The sequence below is a fragment of the Sulfurovum sp. UBA12169 genome (assembly GCA_002742845.1).
In the GTDB taxonomy this organism is placed as follows: Bacteria; Campylobacterota; Campylobacteria; order Campylobacterales; family Sulfurovaceae; genus Sulfurovum.
In genome coordinates this window covers 659,717-678,891 of the sequence record DLUH01000005.1, presented here as the reverse complement: position 1 = coordinate 678,891, position 19,175 = coordinate 659,717, and the positions used below count along the sequence as shown (strand labels likewise).

General features: G+C 40.6%; 19 protein-coding genes. 1 reads left to right on the top strand and 18 read right to left on the bottom strand.

Annotation, left to right across the window (positions count from 1 at the left end):
* Nucleotides 1-57: 57 nt before the first annotated feature.
* Nucleotides 58-2,505 (bottom strand): leucine--tRNA ligase, encoded by a 2,448-nt coding sequence (locus CFH81_08455; GenBank protein DAB40219.1) that lies wholly within the window; start codon nt 2,503-2,505, stop codon nt 58-60.
* 80 nt (nt 2,506-2,585) lie between these two features.
* Complete coding sequence (locus CFH81_08450; GenBank protein ID DAB40218.1) at nt 2,586-3,470, bottom strand: hypothetical protein; 885 nt, start codon at nt 3,468-3,470, stop codon at nt 2,586-2,588.
* Nucleotides 3,471-3,597: 127 nt separating this feature from the next.
* Between CFH81_08450 and CFH81_08445 the strand changes: the two genes are divergently transcribed.
* On the top strand, nt 3,598-5,430 hold the full coding sequence (locus tag CFH81_08445; GenBank protein DAB40217.1) for a DNA polymerase III subunit gamma/tau: 1,833 nt from the start codon (nt 3,598-3,600) through the stop codon (nt 5,428-5,430).
* 2 nt (nt 5,431-5,432) lie between these two features.
* On the opposite strand, the gene CFH81_08440 is transcribed toward CFH81_08445, so the two are convergent.
* The 16 genes from CFH81_08440 to CFH81_08365 form a co-directional block, all read right to left on the bottom strand.
* Entirely contained in the window at nt 5,433-6,242 is an 810-nt protein-coding gene (locus tag CFH81_08440) for a metallophosphoesterase (GenBank protein DAB40216.1), read from the bottom strand.
* Nucleotides 6,243-6,260: 18 nt separating this feature from the next.
* A complete protein-coding gene (locus CFH81_08435; protein DAB40215.1) occupies nt 6,261-7,280 on the bottom strand; it encodes a 3-oxoacyl-ACP synthase in 1,020 nt (339 codons plus the stop codon).
* Nucleotides 7,281-7,368: 88 nt separating this feature from the next.
* A complete protein-coding gene (locus CFH81_08430) occupies nt 7,369-8,358 on the bottom strand; it encodes a phosphate acyltransferase (GenBank protein DAB40214.1) in 990 nt (329 codons plus the stop codon).
* Nucleotides 8,359-8,361: 3 nt separating this feature from the next.
* Complete coding sequence (gene rpmF, locus CFH81_08425; protein DAB40213.1) at nt 8,362-8,520, bottom strand: 50S ribosomal protein L32; 159 nt, start codon at nt 8,518-8,520, stop codon at nt 8,362-8,364.
* A 25-nt stretch (nt 8,521-8,545) separates the two neighbouring features.
* Nucleotides 8,546-8,920, bottom strand: coding sequence for a hypothetical protein (locus CFH81_08420; protein DAB40212.1), 375 nt, complete (start codon nt 8,918-8,920; stop codon nt 8,546-8,548).
* Between the two features lie 109 nt (nt 8,921-9,029).
* Nucleotides 9,030-9,443: a nucleoside-diphosphate kinase gene (locus CFH81_08415; protein ID DAB40211.1), complete on the bottom strand. Its 414-nt coding sequence runs from the start codon at nt 9,441-9,443 to the stop codon at nt 9,030-9,032.
* Between the two features lie 159 nt (nt 9,444-9,602).
* Entirely contained in the window at nt 9,603-9,965 is a 363-nt protein-coding gene (locus CFH81_08410; GenBank protein DAB40210.1) for a ferredoxin, read from the bottom strand.
* A 63-nt stretch (nt 9,966-10,028) separates the two neighbouring features.
* Entirely contained in the window at nt 10,029-11,186 is a 1,158-nt protein-coding gene (locus tag CFH81_08405; GenBank protein DAB40209.1) for a methionine adenosyltransferase, read from the bottom strand.
* Between the two features lie 132 nt (nt 11,187-11,318).
* Complete coding sequence (locus CFH81_08400; protein DAB40208.1) at nt 11,319-13,118, bottom strand: 1-deoxy-D-xylulose-5-phosphate synthase; 1,800 nt, start codon at nt 13,116-13,118, stop codon at nt 11,319-11,321.
* 9 nt (nt 13,119-13,127) lie between these two features.
* Nucleotides 13,128-13,343 (bottom strand): hypothetical protein, encoded by a 216-nt coding sequence (locus CFH81_08395; GenBank protein DAB40207.1) that lies wholly within the window; start codon nt 13,341-13,343, stop codon nt 13,128-13,130.
* Nucleotides 13,340-14,434 carry a histidinol-phosphate transaminase gene (locus tag CFH81_08390; protein DAB40206.1) on the bottom strand — a complete coding sequence of 365 codons (1,095 nt, stop codon included), beginning with the start codon at nt 14,432-14,434 and terminating at the stop codon, nt 13,340-13,342. The genes CFH81_08395 and CFH81_08390 overlap by 4 nt, the downstream gene beginning before the upstream one ends.
* 27 nt (nt 14,435-14,461) lie before the next feature.
* Nucleotides 14,462-15,535, bottom strand: a complete 1,074-nt coding sequence (pheA, locus tag CFH81_08385) for a chorismate mutase (GenBank protein DAB40463.1) — start codon at nt 15,533-15,535, stop codon at nt 14,462-14,464.
* A 9-nt stretch (nt 15,536-15,544) separates the two neighbouring features.
* Nucleotides 15,545-16,756 (bottom strand): diaminopimelate decarboxylase, encoded by a 1,212-nt coding sequence (gene lysA, locus CFH81_08380; GenBank protein DAB40205.1) that lies wholly within the window; start codon nt 16,754-16,756, stop codon nt 15,545-15,547.
* Between the two features lie 79 nt (nt 16,757-16,835).
* Entirely contained in the window at nt 16,836-17,909 is a 1,074-nt protein-coding gene (locus CFH81_08375) for a hypothetical protein (protein DAB40204.1), read from the bottom strand.
* A 4-nt stretch (nt 17,910-17,913) separates the two neighbouring features.
* On the bottom strand, nt 17,914-18,486 hold the full coding sequence (locus tag CFH81_08370) for an aminoacyl-tRNA hydrolase (protein ID DAB40203.1): 573 nt from the start codon (nt 18,484-18,486) through the stop codon (nt 17,914-17,916).
* Between the two features lie 24 nt (nt 18,487-18,510).
* The gene (locus tag CFH81_08365) at nt 18,511-19,047 is read right to left on the bottom strand and encodes a 50S ribosomal protein L25/general stress protein Ctc (protein DAB40202.1); all 537 of its coding nucleotides are present in this window, start codon (nt 19,045-19,047) and stop codon (nt 18,511-18,513) included.
* Nucleotides 19,048-19,175: the final 128 nt, after the last annotated feature.

Sequence of the window (19,175 nt, the reverse complement as noted above, 5' to 3'; positions counted from 1 at the left end):
TTTTTATAAAAGCGGCCACCATGCCGCATACATTCACTATTTATTATTATTTATTCACTAAGAAGCCGGCTTCACAGCAAGATTCACCAGCTTGCCCGGAACCACAACTTCTTTGATGATACTCATTCCCTCGAGCCATTTGCTGCCGGCCTCTTTAGCCAAAGAGAGAATCTCTTCTTGGCCCATATTTGGATCCGCTTCAATCTCGGTACGCTTTTTACCTCCGATCATCACGACATACACGATCACATCCTGCACAAAAACCTCGCTTTTAACTTCAAGAATGGACTGGAGATTTTTGCGATCAAACAAAACATCGCTTAACTCTGTTGCAACATGCGGAATGATCGGCTCCAAAAGATTAAGCATAATATACATTCCTTCACTCCACACCTCCGCATTGTCTTGTTTGTCCAGCGCATTAAGTGCTTCCATGCATGCCGCAATAAGGGTGTTGAATGCAAACGTTTTTTCATAGACATCCGTAGATTTTTGTAAAGCTTCATATACTTTTGCTCTTGCGGCTTTAGTTTCCTTTCCCAGGGCCTTTTGATCTATGTCCCGAAGCGCATTATGTGTAACTTTTTCTTTTCTGTCATAAAGTTTTTTGATAAACCTAAATGCACCCTCCACCGCAGAATCATTCCATTCAAGTTCTTTTTGGGGAGGCGCGGCAAAAAGAGTAAAAAGCCTGGCGGTATCGGCTCCGTATTTTGCTATCAATGCATCGGGGTCAACCGTATTGCCTTTGGATTTGCTCATCTTTGCACCGTCCATAAGCACCATTCCCTGCGTCAAAAGACGCTCAAACGGCTCATCAATATCATGATAACCCAAATCCCGTAACACTTTAGTAAAAAATCGTGCATAAAGCAGATGCAAGATGGCATGTTCTATTCCGCCGATATACTGGTCCACGGCCAGCCAATAATTTGCCTCTTCTTTGTCAATACCCACCTCGTTCCATTTCTTAGGATTGGTTGCATATCGAAACTGATACCAGCTTGATTGCACAAAGGTATCAAGCGTATCGGTTTCACGCAAAGCATCATTTCCGCATTTTGGGCAAATACAGTGTTTCCATACGGGGTGATTCTCCAAAGGATTGCCTTCGCCTGTAATTTGGACATCTTCGGGTAACGCAATGGGTAGATTTTCTATCTTTTCAGGCACAAGCCCGCACTTTTCACAATGGACAAAAGGTATAGGAGCGCCCCAATAGCGCTGACGGCTTACTCCCCAATTTCTCAACTTATAGTTTGTGGTTCCCTTGCCCTGTTTGTTCTCTTCGAAAAGCGCGATAACGGCTGCTTTGGCTTCTATATTTTTCATTCCCGTAAAAACGTCAGAATTTTCCAATATACCCTCTTGGGTATAGGGAAGAATGTCATCGTTTCCGTGTATTACTCGCTTTATGGGAAGATCGTATTTTGAGGCAAATTCAAAATCTCTCTCATCATGTGCAGGCACTGCCATTACAGCACCCCCGCCATAAGAAGCCAACACGAAGTTTGCCGTCCACACAGGGATCTCTTCGCCCGTAAGAGGATGAATCACCGTGATGCCAAGGGCGTATCCTTCTTTGTCTGCTTGTGCTCTTTCTCTTTCTGTCATATTGGCAATGGCTGTAATTTTTTGAGCCGTATCCGTCTTGAGCAGGTTATTTTCTATAAGATATTTTGTAATGGGATGCTCTGCGGCGAGTGCCGAATACGTCACACCGTAAATAGTGTCCGGGCGTGTAGTAAAGACGGTGTATCCTTCAAACTTTCCGTCAAGTTTTTTCCTACTCTCTTGGCTCAGTTTAAATTCAAGCTCCAAACCTTGGGATTTTCCTATCCAATTGCTTTGCATTGTGAGAACCTGGGAAGGCCATTTGCCTTCAAGCTTCTCAAGATCGCTCAAGAGTTCATCTGCATACTTAATGATATCAATATAGTACCCCGGCATTTGCTTGAGCTGTACGGGATTATCACAACGCCAACAGCATCCTTCCTCTACCTGCTCATTAGCCAATACCGTATGGCACGTCTCACACCAGTTGACCGTAGTGGATTCGCGATAAAGCAATCCCTCTTCATACATTTTGATAATAAACTCTTGTTCCCACCTTGTATAGAGTTCATCACAGGTAGCAAACTCACGGGTTTTGGAGAACGAAAGTCCCAAAGAAGCCAATTCTTTACGCATATATTCTATATTTTCGTAAGTCCATTTTTTGGGATGAAGTTTATGTTTGATTGCTGCATTCTCAGCAGGCATTCCAAAGGCATCCCACCCGATAGGATGCAATACGTTATAATCTTGCTTACGATAATAACGGGCAAAAGCATCGCCTATAGCATAGTTACGCACATGTCCCATATGGATACGTCCGCTTGGATAGGGAAACATACTTAAAATATATTTTTTCTTTTGCTCCAAAGAATCTGAAGGCTCAAATGCTTCTTCATCTTCCCATGTTTTCTGCCATTTGGCTTCAATCTCTTTTGGATTGTAACTCATTTTTTCTCACTTGGTTGGTCTATATTTTCTTGGCAGGATTATACCCAAGTAGTCATTAATTCCAACAAGGCCGTTGTTTATCAAAAAGTATTGCACTCACGAAGGTCTCCGTTTTGAAAACCGCGCCTGAACCATTCTACGCGCTGCTGGGAACTCCCATGCGTAAAGGCATCGGGTACGACATAGCCCTGCGCTTTTTTTTGAAGGGTATCATCCCCGATCGCACTCGCTGCCTTAAGCGCCTCTTCCACATCTCCAGGCTCAAGGATATCAAAACGCTTTTGTGCATGATGTGCCCATGCACCAGCATAACAATCTGCCTGAAGCTCTACTTTGACCTGCAGTGCATTTGCTTTGACGCTATTGCTGCCCCATTGTTGTTTTGCCTGCTGCACCTTATCGAGTGTTCCTTGGAGATTCTGGATATGATGCCCTACTTCATGTGCCAAAACATAAGCCTGAGCAAAATCGCCCGGTGCGCCGTGTCTTTTGGCCAGCTCATCAAAGAAACCAAGATCAAGATAAACTTTTTGATCAGCAGGACAATAAAAAGGCCCCATCTGTGCACTGGCAAATCCGCATCCGCTTTGGGTTGCATTACGGTAAAGTACCACTTTTGGCTCTTTATACCGAATGCCGTATTTGGGAAGCGTCTCTTTCCAGACCTCTTCAATATCTGCAAGCACCGTAGAAATAAAGGCAGCCTGACGGTCATCTTTTGCCTGATCGACAATCTGAGTGCTCCCCTGCTCGCTGATTCCCAAGATTGAAAGAGGATTGAATCCGTTTATATAGGCAAGCACCCCAAGAAAGATCAGCACCCAGCCAAACTTGGTTCTAAGCAAAGGTCTAATCAGAGGCCAGATCATCATAATCGTACCCATCGAAGGAGTGCCCCCTCCTATGGGAGAACTGTTGCGCTTGTCTTCTACATTATCACTTTGGCGCCGATCTTCCCATTTCATTTTGCCCCCTTTATAAAATAATAGATCGCCTCATCAATTATACCAATCAAAAGTAAAATTTCACTACAATATATTACTATAAAAATCGTTTAAAAATTAAAATAAAAGTCAAAATGAAGGAGTCACTGTGTCTTTAGCCCTTGCCAGAAAATACCGGCCTGCCACTTTTGATGACCTGATCGGTCAAGAGGCGGTTTCTCAGACACTCTCACTTGCTCTTGACGGCGACAGACTTTCTCATGCCTATCTTTTTTCAGGGCTGCGCGGAAGCGGAAAGACCTCTACGGCACGAATTTTTGCCAAGGCATTGCTTTGTGAAAAAGGAACAACTTCACACCCCTGCGGAGAATGCATTCATTGTGTTATGGCAAATGAAAATCGCCATATAGATATTGTTGAGATGGATGCTGCGTCTAATCGTGGAATTGACGACATTAAAGATCTTATCGAACACACCAAATACAAACCAAGTTTGGCAAGGTATAAGATTTTCATTATCGATGAAGTCCACATGTTAACCCCGCAAGCATTTAACGCACTGCTTAAGACGCTCGAGGAACCTCCTGGCTTTGTAAAATTTATTTTAGCTACAACCGATCCGCTGAAATTACCCGCAACCATTCTTTCAAGAACACAGCACTTTAGATTTAAAAAAATATCTCACAATCTTGTGCTTGGGCATCTTGAGCATATTCTCAATCTTGAAAATATAGAATACGAAAAAGAGGCTCTAGATATCATCGCCCGTAGCGGTGCAGGAAGCCTAAGAGATTCGTTGACACTGCTTGACCAAGCCATTGTTTATTCTAAAAATTTTGTTGATATCAGTACGGTTACGGGAATGCTTGGCATTATAAACCCAAGCATTTTAGGCCAGCTGCTTGAAGACATCCTGCACAAAGACCGTTCAAAAATACTTACCTTTATCCATATGGCATCGGGGTATGAAGCAGAAATGATACTTGATGAACTCACTCTTTATCTCAAAGAGTTGCTTCTTGCACAAAATACAATATTTTCGGCAATGATCATAGAACGTTTTTTTAGAGTGATCGCCGATGCGAAAAATTTACTTGCTCTGGGAAGCGATGGTGAGTTTGTGCTGACTTTAACACTCTTCAAAATGATAGAAGCGTTAGAAATTAAAGAGATTGATGCGATGATCAAATCTTTAAAAAATGAACTCAAGGGGGTGCAGATCTCTGTGTCGACATCTGCTTGTGCAAACAAAGAAGAAATCATTGTTCCCACCGAAGTCATTACCATTACCCAAGAAGAGATTGTTTCCTCTTTGCCTTCAAAAATAGAAATTCAAAAAACAACTGTCTCTCTTGAAGAAAAAACAGAAAAACAAACGAACAGAATGCTTGTTGCCGACAAAATGGCGCCTATTCCCGAAACACAAGAAGCATCTTTGCCTTCTTTGCAGGAATTCAATGAACAAACAGCCCAAATTACCGAGGCAAATCCCTATCAAAATAGTTTCGAGACACTCATTGAAAAAATATTTGACCGAAATTATGAGCTGGGTGCATGTTTTGAGGCCAATATCACCTTTGAAAGCTTTCAAAACAATCAACTCACATGGGCTTCTACGGCAGAGGGGGAGGAGAAAAAACTCCTTATTGCTCATTGGGGGGTTATCAATATGTTTGTTAAAGAGCTGTTTGGACTTGAGACAAAAATTATCAATATCGCCAAAGAAAATCTGCCGAACCTGCATAGCAGCGAAATGAAAAAAAATATTACTTCATCTTACGATAAAGAATCAGAAGAATGCAGTAATTTTTCTTCCATGATAGAAGAAATTGAAATGAAAAACTCCTGTGTTTCTTCAGAAGCCGGGGAAACAGAGGCAGCCAAAGAAAAAGACCCCTCCACCATCTTGGAAGAACCCATGATAAAAGAAGCGATTGCACTTCTAGATCCTAAAAAAGTACGCATTAAACTCAATTCATAACATCAATCTGTCCAAGCATCTGTGACGATCTGGGGGGTATTGTCATAGATCTTTATTTTTTTTGCGTCCCTGCAGCGCCCCTCATCATCAAGCTCAAATATCACCATCTGCAAAAGTGTTTTACAGGTCTCAGGCACGCTAAAATGCCCCCCCAATCCCGTTAAAAACCGTTTTATGGGTACATCATGGTGCATACCGATCACACCGTCTCTGCAGCCGGTAAGCCCTACGTCGGTAACATAACAGCATCCCTCTACGATTTGCAAATCATCTGTGCCTACGTGGGTATGCGTTCCGAGTATAGCGCTTACATCCTTTTTGAGCATATGTAAAAGTACTTGCTTTTCACTGCTCGCCTCAGCATGCATATCTATCACTATATGCTTTATATTTTTCATTTTAAGCCGCTTAATTTCTCGCGAGATTACAGTAAACGGATTGTCCACCATAGGCATAGTATAGTAACCCATAAGGTTTAGTATGGCTATTTTTTGACCTGATATAGTAGTCTCATAAACCCCTTTTCCCGGTGTTTCTTGAGGATAGTTAATGGGGCGAATAAGAGGATAGGTATCAAAAAGTGGCAAAACCTCTTTCTTGTCAAAGCTATGATTGCCGCCGGTCATCATATCTATGCCGCAACCTAGCAATTCTACGCAGTTTTTTTCTGTGAGACCAAAGCCGTGACTTGCATTTTCATAGTTCGCTATCACGTAGTCAAGAAAGTGCTCTTGTTTTAAGCGCTCAAGATGGCGCTTTACCGTAAGACGGCCGGGTTTACCTACAATATCTCCGATAAAACCGATTTTCAAAAACCACTTCCCTTTATTTTATTGCTTTGCTTTGCCGGCAAAAGGAAGCAAGGCGCTCGCCCAAGTCAATCCTCCGCCAAAAGTATCCAGCAGCATCAAATCACCCGTTTTAAGTCTTCCCTCTTCATAAATATCGTTGATTGCCATAGGGATAGAAGCGGCTGAGGTATTGCCGTATTTTCCTACCGTAAGAACAACCTGATCTTCTCTCATCTTCAAAGCATCGCCTACTGCTTTAATGATGCGGTAATTTGCTTGATGGGGAATAAAGTGAGGAATATCTTCGGCGGTTATGCCATTGGTCTCCAATATCTCCTGGACATCTTTTGTTAATGTTTTTACTGCCAATTTAAAAGTTTCATTTCCCTTCATTTGCACAAACTGAAGCCCTTCGTCAATCATTTTTTGACTCGCAGGATGCACTGCTCCGGGTGCAGGAGTAACTAAAAAATCTGCATACGCGCCGTCCGCGCTGGCATGGATATCTATGAGAGCTTCTGCTTTATTTTCGGTAGCACAGATCATTGCTGCTCCTGCACCGTCTCCAAAAAGAATACAAGTGCTTCTATCGGTATAGTCTACAATCGAAGAGAATTTTTCAGCTCCGATAATCAATACATTTTTTTTCATACCGGACTCTATAAATGCTTTGGCGATACTAAGCAGATAGACAAATCCGCTGCATGCGGCCGAAATATCAAAAGCCTGCACGTTGTGAATATCCAATTTGTTAGATATGATACATGCAGTTGAAGGCATATTAAAATAATCCGGCGTAACAGTCGCGCATAAAATCAAATCAATATCTTCTTTTAAGACTCCCGACCTGTCGATTGCAAGTTGTGCGGCTTTAGCTCCCATATCGCTTGTAAACTCGTCTTCTGCCGCGATATGCCTCTCTTTTATTCCTGTGCGTTTCACAATCCACTCATCTGTGGTATCTACCATTTTTTCAAGATCTGCATTGCTTAAGATCTTTTTAGGCACATACGCGCCTATTGACCTGAAAGAAGCATATTTCTGCTTTGCTTGTGACATGATCGTCCTTGAATATAAAGTGTGCTATTTTACCATAAATAGATAAAAGGGGAGTTTGGGGGGGCAAACCCAAGAAAGTTTTCTTGGGCTATTTATTTTCGTCTAGAAGAGCTTCTATCGTTTTATTTACGTTGGATTCAGTATATCTTATGGCTTGGAATATTGCATTTTTAATTGCTTTTGAGTTTGAACTTCCATGGCTGATAATCACGCATCCGTTTATACCCAAAAGCGGTGCTCCGCCATACTCGGCATAATCAACTTGTTTTTTCATATTGCCAAATACTTTTTTCTTCATCATCAAAGCGCCTATTTTGGCAGGCAGCGATTTTCGAATATGCTGTTTCATCAATGCAAAAATAGTAGAAACAACCCCTTCGCTTGTCTTGAGTAAAATATTTCCGGTAAAACCGTCACACACGACAACGTTGACATGGCCGTTAAAAATATCACGCCCTTCGACATTACCCACAAAACCGTTTAATCCCTTAAGCAGCTTAAAGGCTTCTTTTGTGAGAGCATTTCCCTTGCTGTCTTCTTCTCCGTTAGCAAGAAGCCCTACTCTTGGAGAAGCAACTTTGAGTATCTCTTTGGCATAAGCCTCTCCCATAACACCGAACTCATAAAGGTTTTTTGGTGTGCAGTCCACCACGGCGCCAACATCAAGTACAAGCGTCTTTGTCTGAATTACACTTGGCATCAATGTGGCAAGTGCCGGTTTTGAAATATGAGGCAAACGTCCTATTCTCAAGGTAGCCAAAGACATTGTGGCCCCGCTGTGTCCCGCAGAAACAACTGCATCCGCCTCATGATCGCGCACCAATTCGACTGCCTTATAGATAGAGGACTCTTTCCTTCTGAGTGCATTGGTCGCTTGGTCACTCATAGAGATAACATCAGATGACTCAACAATTTGGACTTTTTCATGATAATATTGTGGAAGAAGTGCGAGTATTTCTGCTTTTTTTCCAACCAGTATAGGAAGGAACTTTTCACTTTCAAGTGCCTGAACCACACCATCAATGATGGGTTCGGGACCGAAATCCCCACCCATTGCATCTATTGCAATTTTAATCATGTATTACGCTTTTGTTTTATATTCACCGGTAGTCATATTCATATGGTGAGGCATTCTCCATGTACCATCTGCATCTTTTACCGGCATTGGTAGTGTCAGTTTATAATGTGTTCTTCTTTTTGCTGATCTTGTGTGGCTCACACGTCTCTTAGGTACTGCCATTGTATATCCTTTTATGTAAATTTATTTAAAATTCTATCTCAAAAACTTCATCACTCTTACTGCATTCGCTGCAATAATGGTAAGAGCCCTTGAGCGCATTAATTTCGCTTTCTAGAATATAAGACAGGTCTATCCTGCCATCTAAAAATTCAATTATATCCAAATCATCTTTATCTTCCATTGCCTGATCACTAATTGTCAGCTTTAAGGAATTTTCTAACGTGTAGCCGAATGCACTGCCACACCTATCACAATCCAATGCCACTTCTCCGCTTAGTTTTGCGTCAAGGATAACACGATGATAACCGCTTTTTTGTAAATTGCCTTCAAGCTTGGCATCTTCAAACTCGACCTTGAAGGGTTTTGGTGTGGTCCCTACTTTTTCAAAATCTATTTTCATTAACGCCTCTTTTTAAAAAACAAATTTACTTAAACTTCTAACTTGCAAAAAGATCCCTTCTCACTCCTCTGTATAGAGTCTTTTGAATGCTCTTTTGCAGTATAGACGGTTAGCAAATCTCTCTTTGAGAAAAAAAGAAGCTGATTTCATTTGCCGCATTTTCCAAAGAGTCGCTTCCGTGAACTGCATTGGCATCAATACTTTCAGCAAAATCTGCCCTGATTGTCCCGGGAGCCGCTTCTTTAGGGTTGGTTGCTCCCATAAGATCTCGATTTTTAGCCATTGCATCTTTGCCTTCAAGCACTGTCACTACAACCGGACCGGAAATCATGAAATCTACAAGATCTTTAAAAAAAGGTCTTTGCGCATGAACAGCATAAAACGCTTCTGCATCCTCTTGGCTTAGTTTGATTTTTTTAGTAGCAGCAATTCTAAGTCCTGCCCCTTCAAATCTGTCAAGAATTTTTCCTACTACGTTTTTAGCGACTGCATCAGGTTTAATGATAGATAATGTTTGTTCCATATGATGATTCCTACACACAAAATTTACTTTTGTCAGCAAAGATTTAATGCTTTTGACGAAAAAGTATTCGGGGGGATTTTATCAAAAAAGATATTAAAAGAAAATTAAGAATAACAAAGAAGGAGTGGATTCATTGGGTAAAACCCAATGAATAAAATATTAGTCTTCAATAACCGGTTTTCTGGCCTGTCTATCGTCCATGCTAACTTCTTTTCTGAAAGGCATTTCAGCATCTGCATCCTCTACGCCGTAGTTATGTCCGCCCACATAATTTGCTCCCGAAAAGAAATCTTTGTGTTCAGACGTAAAAGGCATATCCCATGTGATACAGCCTTCTGTCGGGCATGCTTCCGCACATGCCGGCGTATCATGATAACCTACACACTCAACACATTTATCAGGATACACATAATAACACTCTTCTCCTGTTGGATTATCATCCTCGTCTACAATCGCCTCCACCGGACACTCATCGATACAAGCTGCACAATTGATACACAGATCAGTAATTATTACCGCCATTTTTTAACTCCTTAATTTTAAAGTTTACAAACTATAACCAAACTTATTTAAATTATTCTTTAATTAGATATGAAAATAGGCTTTTATCTGAGGAACTTTATCCAATTTTTCCCAAGTAAACCCTTCTTCTTCTCTGCCAAAATGTCCATAAGTCGCTGTTTTTCTATAAATAGGTCTAAGCAAATCCAAACTCTTTATGATTCCTTTTGGGGTAAGGTCAAACAATGCTTTGACACACTCGGTGATTTTTGATTCTTCTACTTTTGCCGTCCCGTGAGTGTCTATGTAAATAGAAACAGGATTGGCTATGCCTATTGCATACGCTATTTGAATAGTGGCTTTATCGCAAATACCGGAAGCTACAAGATTTTTGGCAACATGTCTTGCTGCATAGGCACCTGAACGGTCTACTTTTGTAGGATCTTTTCCTGAAAATGCACCGCCGCCGTGAGGACATGAGCCGCCATACGTGTCAACAATAATCTTTCTGCCTGTAAGTCCCGCATCTCCCTGCGGCCCCCCAATGACAAATCGACCCGTAGGGTTGATATGATAAGTGACGTCATCATTCATTAAATGCCCAGGTATCACCGCTTTGATAACCTCTTCAAGTACAGCTTCTTGCACTTTTTCCAAACTTACTTCAGGATGATGCTGGGTCGAGACAACAATCGTATCGATCGACACAGGTTTTCCGTCAACATACTTAACGCTTACTTGTGCTTTGCCATCCGGACGCAAGAACGGTATTGTGCCGTTTTTGCGGACTTCTGCCAATTTTGAAGTAAGCTTATGCGCCAAAGAAATAGGCAAAGGCATCAATTCTTTGGTTTCATTGCATGCATATCCAAACATCAACCCCTGATCTCCTGCCCCGATTTCACCGGAGGCCTGATCGACACCTTGATTGATATCAGGACTTTGCTCACCAACACCATTAAGTACGCCTGCGCTTCGATAATCAAACCCATAGTTTGCATCGGTATAACCAATCTCTCTTATTACTTCCCTGGCAACTTCTTGCATAGGGCAGTAGGTATGTGTTTTTAATTCTCCTGCGATAACACAAAAACCATTGCTCAGTAACGTTTCACATGCCACTCTGGCCTGTGGATCATTTTCAATGATATAATCTAAAATTGCATCAGAGATTTGATCGGCCATCTTGTCAGGATGCCCTTCGGTTACCGATTCACTTGTAAAAATGTATTCGTTAGCCATTTTTTTCCTTTAAAATATTTGTTCACTGTCACTGAACTTAAAAAAATATCTAAATGGTACTTTTTTAAGTTCAGTGTTTATTTCTGTTGTGTTTAATTGGGATACAAGTGCCCCCGAACACAACCGCTGCGCTTATACTATTTTTTTTGCCAGCTGTTCGGGTAAAATTCCCAAAGATGCTTCAACTTCTTTTGTATCGCCATGCGCAATAAAAGAATCGTTGTACTCAAAAGTAGTAAGCGCTACATCTTGTATCTTGTTTTGGCTTAAAAACTCCAACAACGCAGAACCTACTCCCCCCTGTGCTACACTGTCTGAAAAGACATACCACTTTCTATAGGTGCGCGCCAATGCCAAAAGCATCTTTTCATCCAAGGGCTTCACAAAACGTAAATCCAGAATGCCCACCCTTTGCTCAATCAAAGCTGCAGTTTGTTCTGCTCGTCCCACTCCATTGCCGTATCCGATAAAAAGAATTTTTTCTCCTTCTTGGAGCAATTCTGATTTTCCCAGCTCGAAAGGTTTGCTTTTTCTTTCTTTAGCCAAAAAAGCGCCCCTGGGATATCTAAATGCGCAAGGCTTATGGTACTCTTTGGCAAACTCCATCACAAATTTCATTGTCGTTTCATTGCATGGGGCACAAAGCGTCATATTGGGTATCGCTCTAAGATATGAAATATCAAATGCTCCCTGATGCGTCTCTCCGTCTTCTCCGACGATGCCGGCTCTGTCTATAGCAAATGTCACTCCAAGATCCATCAGTGCAATATCATGGATAACTTGATCATATCCTCTTTGCAAAAAGGTAGAATAAATTGCACAAAACGGCTTAAATCCTTCCTTGGCAAGCGGTCCCATCGAAGTGACAGCGTGCTGTTCGGCGATAGCAACATCCCAAAAGCGGTCGGGATATTTTTCCATAGCCGCACTCATGCCGGTACCGCTTGGCATTGCCGCAGTAACACCGACAACCTTCTCATCGCTCTGCGCTAAAGACAGCAATGTTTCTGAAAAAATAGCGGTGGCTGATTTTAATGTACTTTTTTTGATTGATTGGCCCGTCTTGAGATCAAAAGCACCCACTCCATGCCAATGTTCTTTATTGCCTTCAGCTATCTCGTAACCTTTTCCTTTTGTCGTTTGCGCATGAATAATCACAGGTTTTTTAAGATTTTTAGCGATTTTCATCGTTTCGATCAGCGAACCGATATCATGGCCATCCACTGGACCGATATACTCAACCCCCATCTCTTCAAACAAAATCCCAGGAGTAATCAAGCGAAACGACTCTTCAAATTTTTTTGCCATATAGCTTGCGCTCTCAGGAAAATGGTCCAATACCTTTTCGACTTTCAGTTTAAATTTTTGATAAAATGATCCTGCCATTGTCTGAGAAAGCAGTTTGCTGATAGCGCCTATGGGCTTGGCGATACTCATTTCATTATCATTAAGAATAATAACAACCGGATACTTTCTGTCTCCCAATTCATTAAGTGCTTCGTATACCATTCCGGCGCTCATACTTCCATCACCAATCAAAACTACCGGTATACGGTCTTCTTTTTTTAATGCGATAGCTTTGGCCGCGCCTACTGCCAACGAAATTGAGGTAGAACTGTGTCCTGCGATATAATAATCAAATTTTGACTCCTTGGGTTTGGTGTACCCGCTGATCCCTCCGAACTGGCGCAAAGTATCAAAACTGTCCCATCGGCCCGTAATCAATTTATGCGCATAAGCCTGATGGCTGACATCAAAAATAAAAGGGTCTTTATTTACATCGAAAACTTTATGCATTGCCACAATAAGATCGGCTGCCCCCATAGTTGAACTCAAGTGTCCCCCGTTTTTACTTACCGTATACAATATCTTTTGTCTGATATCTTCGGATAATAATTTGAGTTCTTCTATAGAATAGGATTGTATATTCATCTTTTTTTCTTATCTCTTTTGTTTGATATAGGCTGCGAGAAGTTTTTTTGCAAACTCAATCTCCTCTTCTTTATGCACCAAGCCCAACCTTTGCGCCAGCTCTTCGAGGTCTTTATTTTTTATATTTGACTCAAAAGACGCAAGAGGTTTTTTTTGATAAAAATCCTCTATTGCAAAAGGTTTGGTTTGAATCTCTTGGGCTTTGACGACTTGAATTTTTCTCAAGCTATTATCTCTGTAAAATACTTAAAAAAAGTATCGTTTTGCTTTGCTGTTCCTATGGTGATACGTATGGCATTCATTTTATAAGAGGCAAGATTGCGGATAATTACACCTTTTTTAAGTAATGCATCAGCAATTTGTGTTGAGTCAAATTTTTCATTGAATACATAAGTGATGAAATTGGTATAACTGTCAATATATTCTATATTGTGCTCTTTTGCAAATGCCTCATAACGCTTGATCTGCTCCCGGTGCAACGCTATGGATTTCTCAACAAATGTCCTATCTTTGCTTGCCTCCAAGGCTGCTGCTAAAGAAAGTGTTGTGACATTAAAGGGAGGGCGCATCTTATGCAGCACTCTGATCAAACCGCTTTGCGCAATACCATATCCTATACGCATACCGCCAAGCCCATAGGCTTTAGAAAATGTGCCCAGATAGATTACATTATCATACTCCAGCAAATCTCTGGGTGCGATTGCATACTTTTCCTCTTTTGCTGCAGCATACTCCATGTAAGCGCCGTCGACAACAACCAGCGTATCGCTATCAACCGCTTTGATGATACGCAGCACATCTTCTTTGCTTGTTGCATCTCCTGTGGGATTGTTAGGCGTGCATATATAAACCACCTTGGGATGGTGCTTATTGTATGCCTCGATAAACTCTTCTGGTTTGTGTGCATAGCTGGATGTTCGCACTATTTTTGCGCCCACTTGCTTGGCGTAAATCTCATACATTGCAAAAGTTATTTGGCTCATCAGCACACTACTTGTTTCATTTAAAAGTGCATGAGAAATAAATTCTAATATTTGATCGCTTCCTGCGCCGATAATAATATTTTCTGCCTCTACTGCGTAAAGATTTGCAAGAGCGGCCTTAAGTTCAAACATGCTGTCATCAGGATAGAGATGTGCTTTGGTAGCATTACGCACGATCGTTTCGGCCACAGCGGGGTTGGTACCGATGGGATTTTCATTAGATGCAAGTTTTACAACATCTTGAGGCGCAATACCAAACTCGCGAACCACTAATTCGATAGGTTTCCCGGCTTCATAGAGCTGGATATCTTCCAATACTTTATTAAATTTCATTTTATTCCTTCTTTCTGCTTGCTCTGCTTAAATATAGATATCCTCTGTTTGCTTTACATAAGAACCCAGCACCCTAATCACATCTTTGTGCTTTTCTAAAATGGGCTGAATATGCGCATCTTTCTGGTGTCCGTTAAACTCAATAAAAAATATTGATTTTCCTTCAATAATATGTGATTTTATTTTTGTCAAATTAACACTGGCCTCTTCAAAATCGTTGAGAAATTCCACCAGGCTTCCGGGTTTATTTAAAAGTTTTACCAACAAAGACGTTTTGTCATTGCCTGATGGCTGGTTTTCAAAATTGCTAATGATAAAAAAACGTGTACGATTGTTGCTGCTGTCTTCTATGTTGTCAAAACGTATAGGCAAATTGTAAAGCTTTGCCGCAACTGCAGGACATATGGCTGCCGAGGTTTTGTCTTTCAGGGCAAGTTTGGCTGCTTTGGCTGTGGATTCTATAGGAACATGTTCAATCTCATCCAGACCCAAATCCTGCAAAAAGTTACGGCACTGCCCAAAGGCGATATCTTTAGAGTAGATCGTCTTGATCTCTTTAATGTTTTCACTTAATGTGGCAAATGCCAAATGAATATCTATAATAACCTCTGCTACGATTTTTAAAGGATACTCATCAAGACAATTGATTGTATCGCTGACGATGCCGTTGGAGCTGTTTTCAATCGGAATCACACCAAATTTTGCCGTTCCCTTTTCAACTTCCCTAAAAATACCGCGAATTGAATTCATGGGCAGATAAGTACTCGTCGCACCAAACTTGCTCTCTGCCGCCTGATGCGTAAAGCTTGCTTCAGGTCCAAGATAAGCAACCGCTTCTGGCAATTCAAGATTTCTTGCTACTGCAAAAAGTTCTAAAAAAAGTGCGTCAATTGCCCCATCCGTAAGCTTTCCGCCAACAATCTTATTTTGCTGCTTTAAGCGATTTAAAATAGCCGATTCACGTTCAGGACGGTAAATAGGCTCTCCGCTCGTATTTTTCAATTCACCTACTTGATGTATATACTCCATGCGTTCATTATACAATTTAAGTAACATATCATCAATGCCGTCTATCTTTTTTCTCAACTCATCCAGTGTCATTTTTACCATTTATTTCTCCAAATATTCTAGCTCTAAACGCACCTGATCTTCATAGCTTTCACGTTTCCGAATCAATCTGTCTTTTCCTTCTTCTATAGCCACTTCCGCACTTTTATTTCGGGTGTTGTAGTTGCTTGCCATTGTAAATCCATACGCTCCGGCACTGTGCACAATAAGAAGATCATCATGTTTCAATGGAGGAAGGGATACATTTTTGCCCAAAAAATCGCCGCTTTCGCATACGGGACCCACAACATCAGCAAGTGTTTTTTCACCTTCTGTGCCCACTGCTTCAATTTTATGATAAGCATTATAAAGACTTGGCCGTATCAAATCATTCATTGCGCCGTCTACAATAACAAAACGTTTATGGCCATTTTGTTTTTCATAAAGCACTTTGGTAAAAAACGCTCCGGCATTTGCCACCATGTAGCGACCGGGTTCACACAACAAAGTAACATCCAATCCTTTTGTTGCTTCAAAAATTGCTTGAGTATATTCTGTTGGCAATATGGTCTTTTCATTATCGTACACTACACCAATACCCCCGCCCACATCAAAAAATTTAATCTCAATACCGATCGCATATAAAGACCGCACCAAATCCGCAACAATGTTGCACGATTCTCTAATGGGATCAAGGTTGGTTAGCTGAGAACCAATATGAAAATGGGTACCCACGGGATTGAGGAATAGCGATTTTTTTGCATAGATATACATACGCTTTGCCATATCTATCTCTACTCCGAATTTATTTTCATGCAGTCCGGTTGAAATATAAGGATGTGTTTGCGGATCAATATTCGGATTGACGCGAATAGAAATTCTTGCCTCTTTTCCCAGCTCTTTTGCTATCATTTCCACGCGTTTCATCTCAGCTTCGCTCTCTAGATTAAGCAATAATATATCATATTCCAGTGCTGTTCTGATCTCATCATCACGTTTTCCTACACCTGAAAAGATTATTTTATACTTGTCTACTCCTGCATTCAGTGCTCTTTTAACCTCGCCGATACTCACGCAATCTGCGCCCGCACCGAGCTTTGCAAGATGTGCAATTACAGAAAGATTTGAGTTTGCTTTTACTGCATAATTAATCAATGATTTACGGCCGCCAAATGCAGATTTAAGCATTTCATATCTGTTTTTTATAAAATCAAAATCATATACATACAAGGGTGTACCGTACTTTTGAACCAATGCTCTATAGTCGATGTTCATCTATATTGTCCTACTTTTGCCTTCTTATGGGGGCGATAATATTTAGAGAGATTTTATCTAAAAAATGATAAGAAGGCAGTTACGTAATTTTTTTTTCATCGGTAGCATACACATACAGAGCATATACCCATAACAATGCGACAGGAAAAAGAGCGGTAAATTCAGGCAACACTATGCCGCTTTGACCTATTTGCTTTAATCCAAACAGTACCCCCCACGTCACAAATGTGGCTCCCAACGAAAGAGAGATTGTCTTGCCGGTATGCATAAATCGTGCATGAAAAGGCAGCTTAAAAAATAAAATCAGCAATAATGCGGGAGCAAAAAGCGGTACAACGGCTTTCTCATAAAATACTGCACGTATTTTATGAGAATCAAGCTGTTGTTTTTGCAACAGCCTGTACGCGTGGAAAGCATCAATAATATTAAGCTCTTCGCCTTCATAAAGAGATTGAATGATTTTAGGTTTATATCCCTGCAGTGTTTTAATAAGCGTTTTATGTTCGACGGTATATCTTTCTAGCACACCATTTTTATAAATATGTGTTTTTAAGGTTGCATTATGGGCATTCCACTGAGTACCGTCAAAACTTGCACTTTGTGCATGAATAGTGTAGTCTACCTGGAAGCCGTTAACTCTAAAAATAGTGATATCCTCAAGCGTTTTAGTCACGGGATCAAGTTTTTTGATATAGACAAACGTATCGTTATATTTAAAAAAAAGATCATTAAGATTATACGCATGGATCTCATTTTTAAGCAAATGTTCCGCTTTCTCTTTGGCGTAAGAAAATTCCGTGGTATGCAATGCGACAAAAAGAAGATAGGTCGCAAAAGCCGCCGTTGCAAACGGTACGGAAAGTCTCTTTTTGTCATATCCAAATGCATGCAATGCCCCCATCGTATTGTTTTTTATCAAATGAAATTTTGTCACAATGAGAGCAAAAACAATGGCCAAAGGATAAAGCAGCCCCAATGCTTCCTGCCATATATAAAAAATATAAAGTACTTTATAGTTGAAAGAGACATCAAAATGCCGTATGTGCTGAAAATAATCAATAACGGCAAAAGAAAAAGAAAGACCAAACAATATCGCTAAAAGGTTTTTGGTGTAGAGTTTTATCAAATACCAAAAATAGAGTGAAGGCATCATAAACTTAAGCTTTTAAACTTTCTATTGACTTGAGACTGTATTTGGATTTTATTTCATTAAAATCTTCTGAAAGCAAAGCCTTGCATGCTTGAGCAACATGGTCAATCAATGCGCTTAAATACAACGCCTCATCAACATGAAAATCATGCAAAACATAATCAGCTACTTGAGATTTGTGACTGGGTTTGCCCACCCCTACTCTTACGCGTACATACGATTCTCCGATATGGGCATCAATGGATTTAAGTCCATTGTGCCCTCCGTGTCCTCCACCTTTTTTAAAACGAACTGCGCCAAAAGGCAAATCAATATCATCATGCACCACAATAATATTTTCTAAGTCTATTTTGTAAAACTGTTTGACCGCCTGAACACTTTTACCGGAAAGATTCATAAATGTAGTTGGTTTTAAAAAAAGTGCTGAAGTGGCTTTGTAAAGAGTGCCTTGAAATGAGGCTTTGGAGACATCCATAGTTTTAAATGTTTCGACTAGTGCGTCGATTACTTTAAAGCCGATGTTGTGCCGTGTGTTTTCGTATTGTGATCCCGGATTGCCTAGACCTACGAAAAGCATCACGACTTTACTTTTTACTTGTTTTTACTATTTTGCTTTAATCACACCGCAAATAGCAACGTCTGGTCTATCCATCAAACGACATCCTGCCGGCACCTGAATATCTCTAATCAAGATGCTGTCATCTCTATCAAGAGAAGATACGTCAAGGTCAAAATTTGCAGGCATATTCTCGATAGCCCCTCTTACTTTGATTCTTTTTTTAGAAATAATCAAAACACCTTTATTTTTAAGACCTTTAGGTATTCCATTTGTTTTGACGGGTACAAGGAAATTTGTTACCTGACCGGGTACTGCCACTCTCAAATCAACATGAGCCACATCTCCGGTTACCGGATGCAATTGATACTCTTGCACCACTACATTAAGTTCTTTGTCGCCAACTTTTACCGGGAATGCAAGTGTATTTTTGTTTCTTACTGTTCTTGCAAATTCCCCGCGTTTAAATGCAGCGTCAATATTTTCAACGCCGTTTGCATAAATATTAGCGATTAGATAACCATCTCTTTTAAGCTTTTTTGCATTGCTCTTTCCGATACTCTCTCTAACGATACCTTCTAACATAATCTGTTTCCTTGTAAATAAATTCTTCTCACAAAAACTTCGTACTCATCTTAGGATTTGTAAAATAGAGGGGGATTATATCGAATTTTTATTAAAATAATCTTGAAGAAAAACACTGCCCAAACCTT

Bases quoted from the DNA above. Each gene is read 5' to 3' on its own strand.
- CFH81_08455 (DAB40219.1), bottom strand. From the start codon at position 2,505: ATGAGTTACAATCCAAAAGAGATTGAAGCCAAATGGCAGAAAACATGG.
- CFH81_08450 (DAB40218.1), bottom strand. From the start codon at position 3,470: ATGAAATGGGAAGATCGGCGCCAAAGTGATAATGTAGAAGACAAGCGC.
- CFH81_08435 (DAB40215.1), bottom strand. From the start codon at position 7,280: ATGTCACAAGCAAAGCAGAAATATGCTTCTTTCAGGTCAATAGGCGCG.
- CFH81_08430 (DAB40214.1), bottom strand. From the start codon at position 8,358: ATGATTAAAATTGCAATAGATGCAATGGGTGGGGATTTCGGTCCCGAA.
- rpmF (DAB40213.1), bottom strand. From the start codon at position 8,520: ATGGCAGTACCTAAGAGACGTGTGAGCCACACAAGATCAGCAAAAAGA.
- CFH81_08420 (DAB40212.1), bottom strand. From the start codon at position 8,920: ATGAAAATAGATTTTGAAAAAGTAGGGACCACACCAAAACCCTTCAAG.
- CFH81_08415 (DAB40211.1), bottom strand. From the start codon at position 9,443: ATGGAACAAACATTATCTATCATTAAACCTGATGCAGTCGCTAAAAAC.
- CFH81_08410 (DAB40210.1), bottom strand. From the start codon at position 9,965: ATGGCGGTAATAATTACTGATCTGTGTATCAATTGTGCAGCTTGTATC.
- CFH81_08405 (DAB40209.1), bottom strand. From the start codon at position 11,186: ATGGCTAACGAATACATTTTTACAAGTGAATCGGTAACCGAAGGGCAT.
- CFH81_08400 (DAB40208.1), bottom strand. From the start codon at position 13,118: ATGAATATACAATCCTATTCTATAGAAGAACTCAAATTATTATCCGAA.
- CFH81_08390 (DAB40206.1), bottom strand. From the start codon at position 14,434: ATGAAATTTAATAAAGTATTGGAAGATATCCAGCTCTATGAAGCCGGG.
- pheA (DAB40463.1), bottom strand. From the start codon at position 15,535: ATGACACTGGATGAGTTGAGAAAAAAGATAGACGGCATTGATGATATG.
- lysA (DAB40205.1), bottom strand. From the start codon at position 16,756: ATGAACATCGACTATAGAGCATTGGTTCAAAAGTACGGTACACCCTTG.
- CFH81_08375 (DAB40204.1), bottom strand. From the start codon at position 17,909: ATGATGCCTTCACTCTATTTTTGGTATTTGATAAAACTCTACACCAAA.
- CFH81_08365 (DAB40202.1), bottom strand. From the start codon at position 19,047: ATGTTAGAAGGTATCGTTAGAGAGAGTATCGGAAAGAGCAATGCAAAA.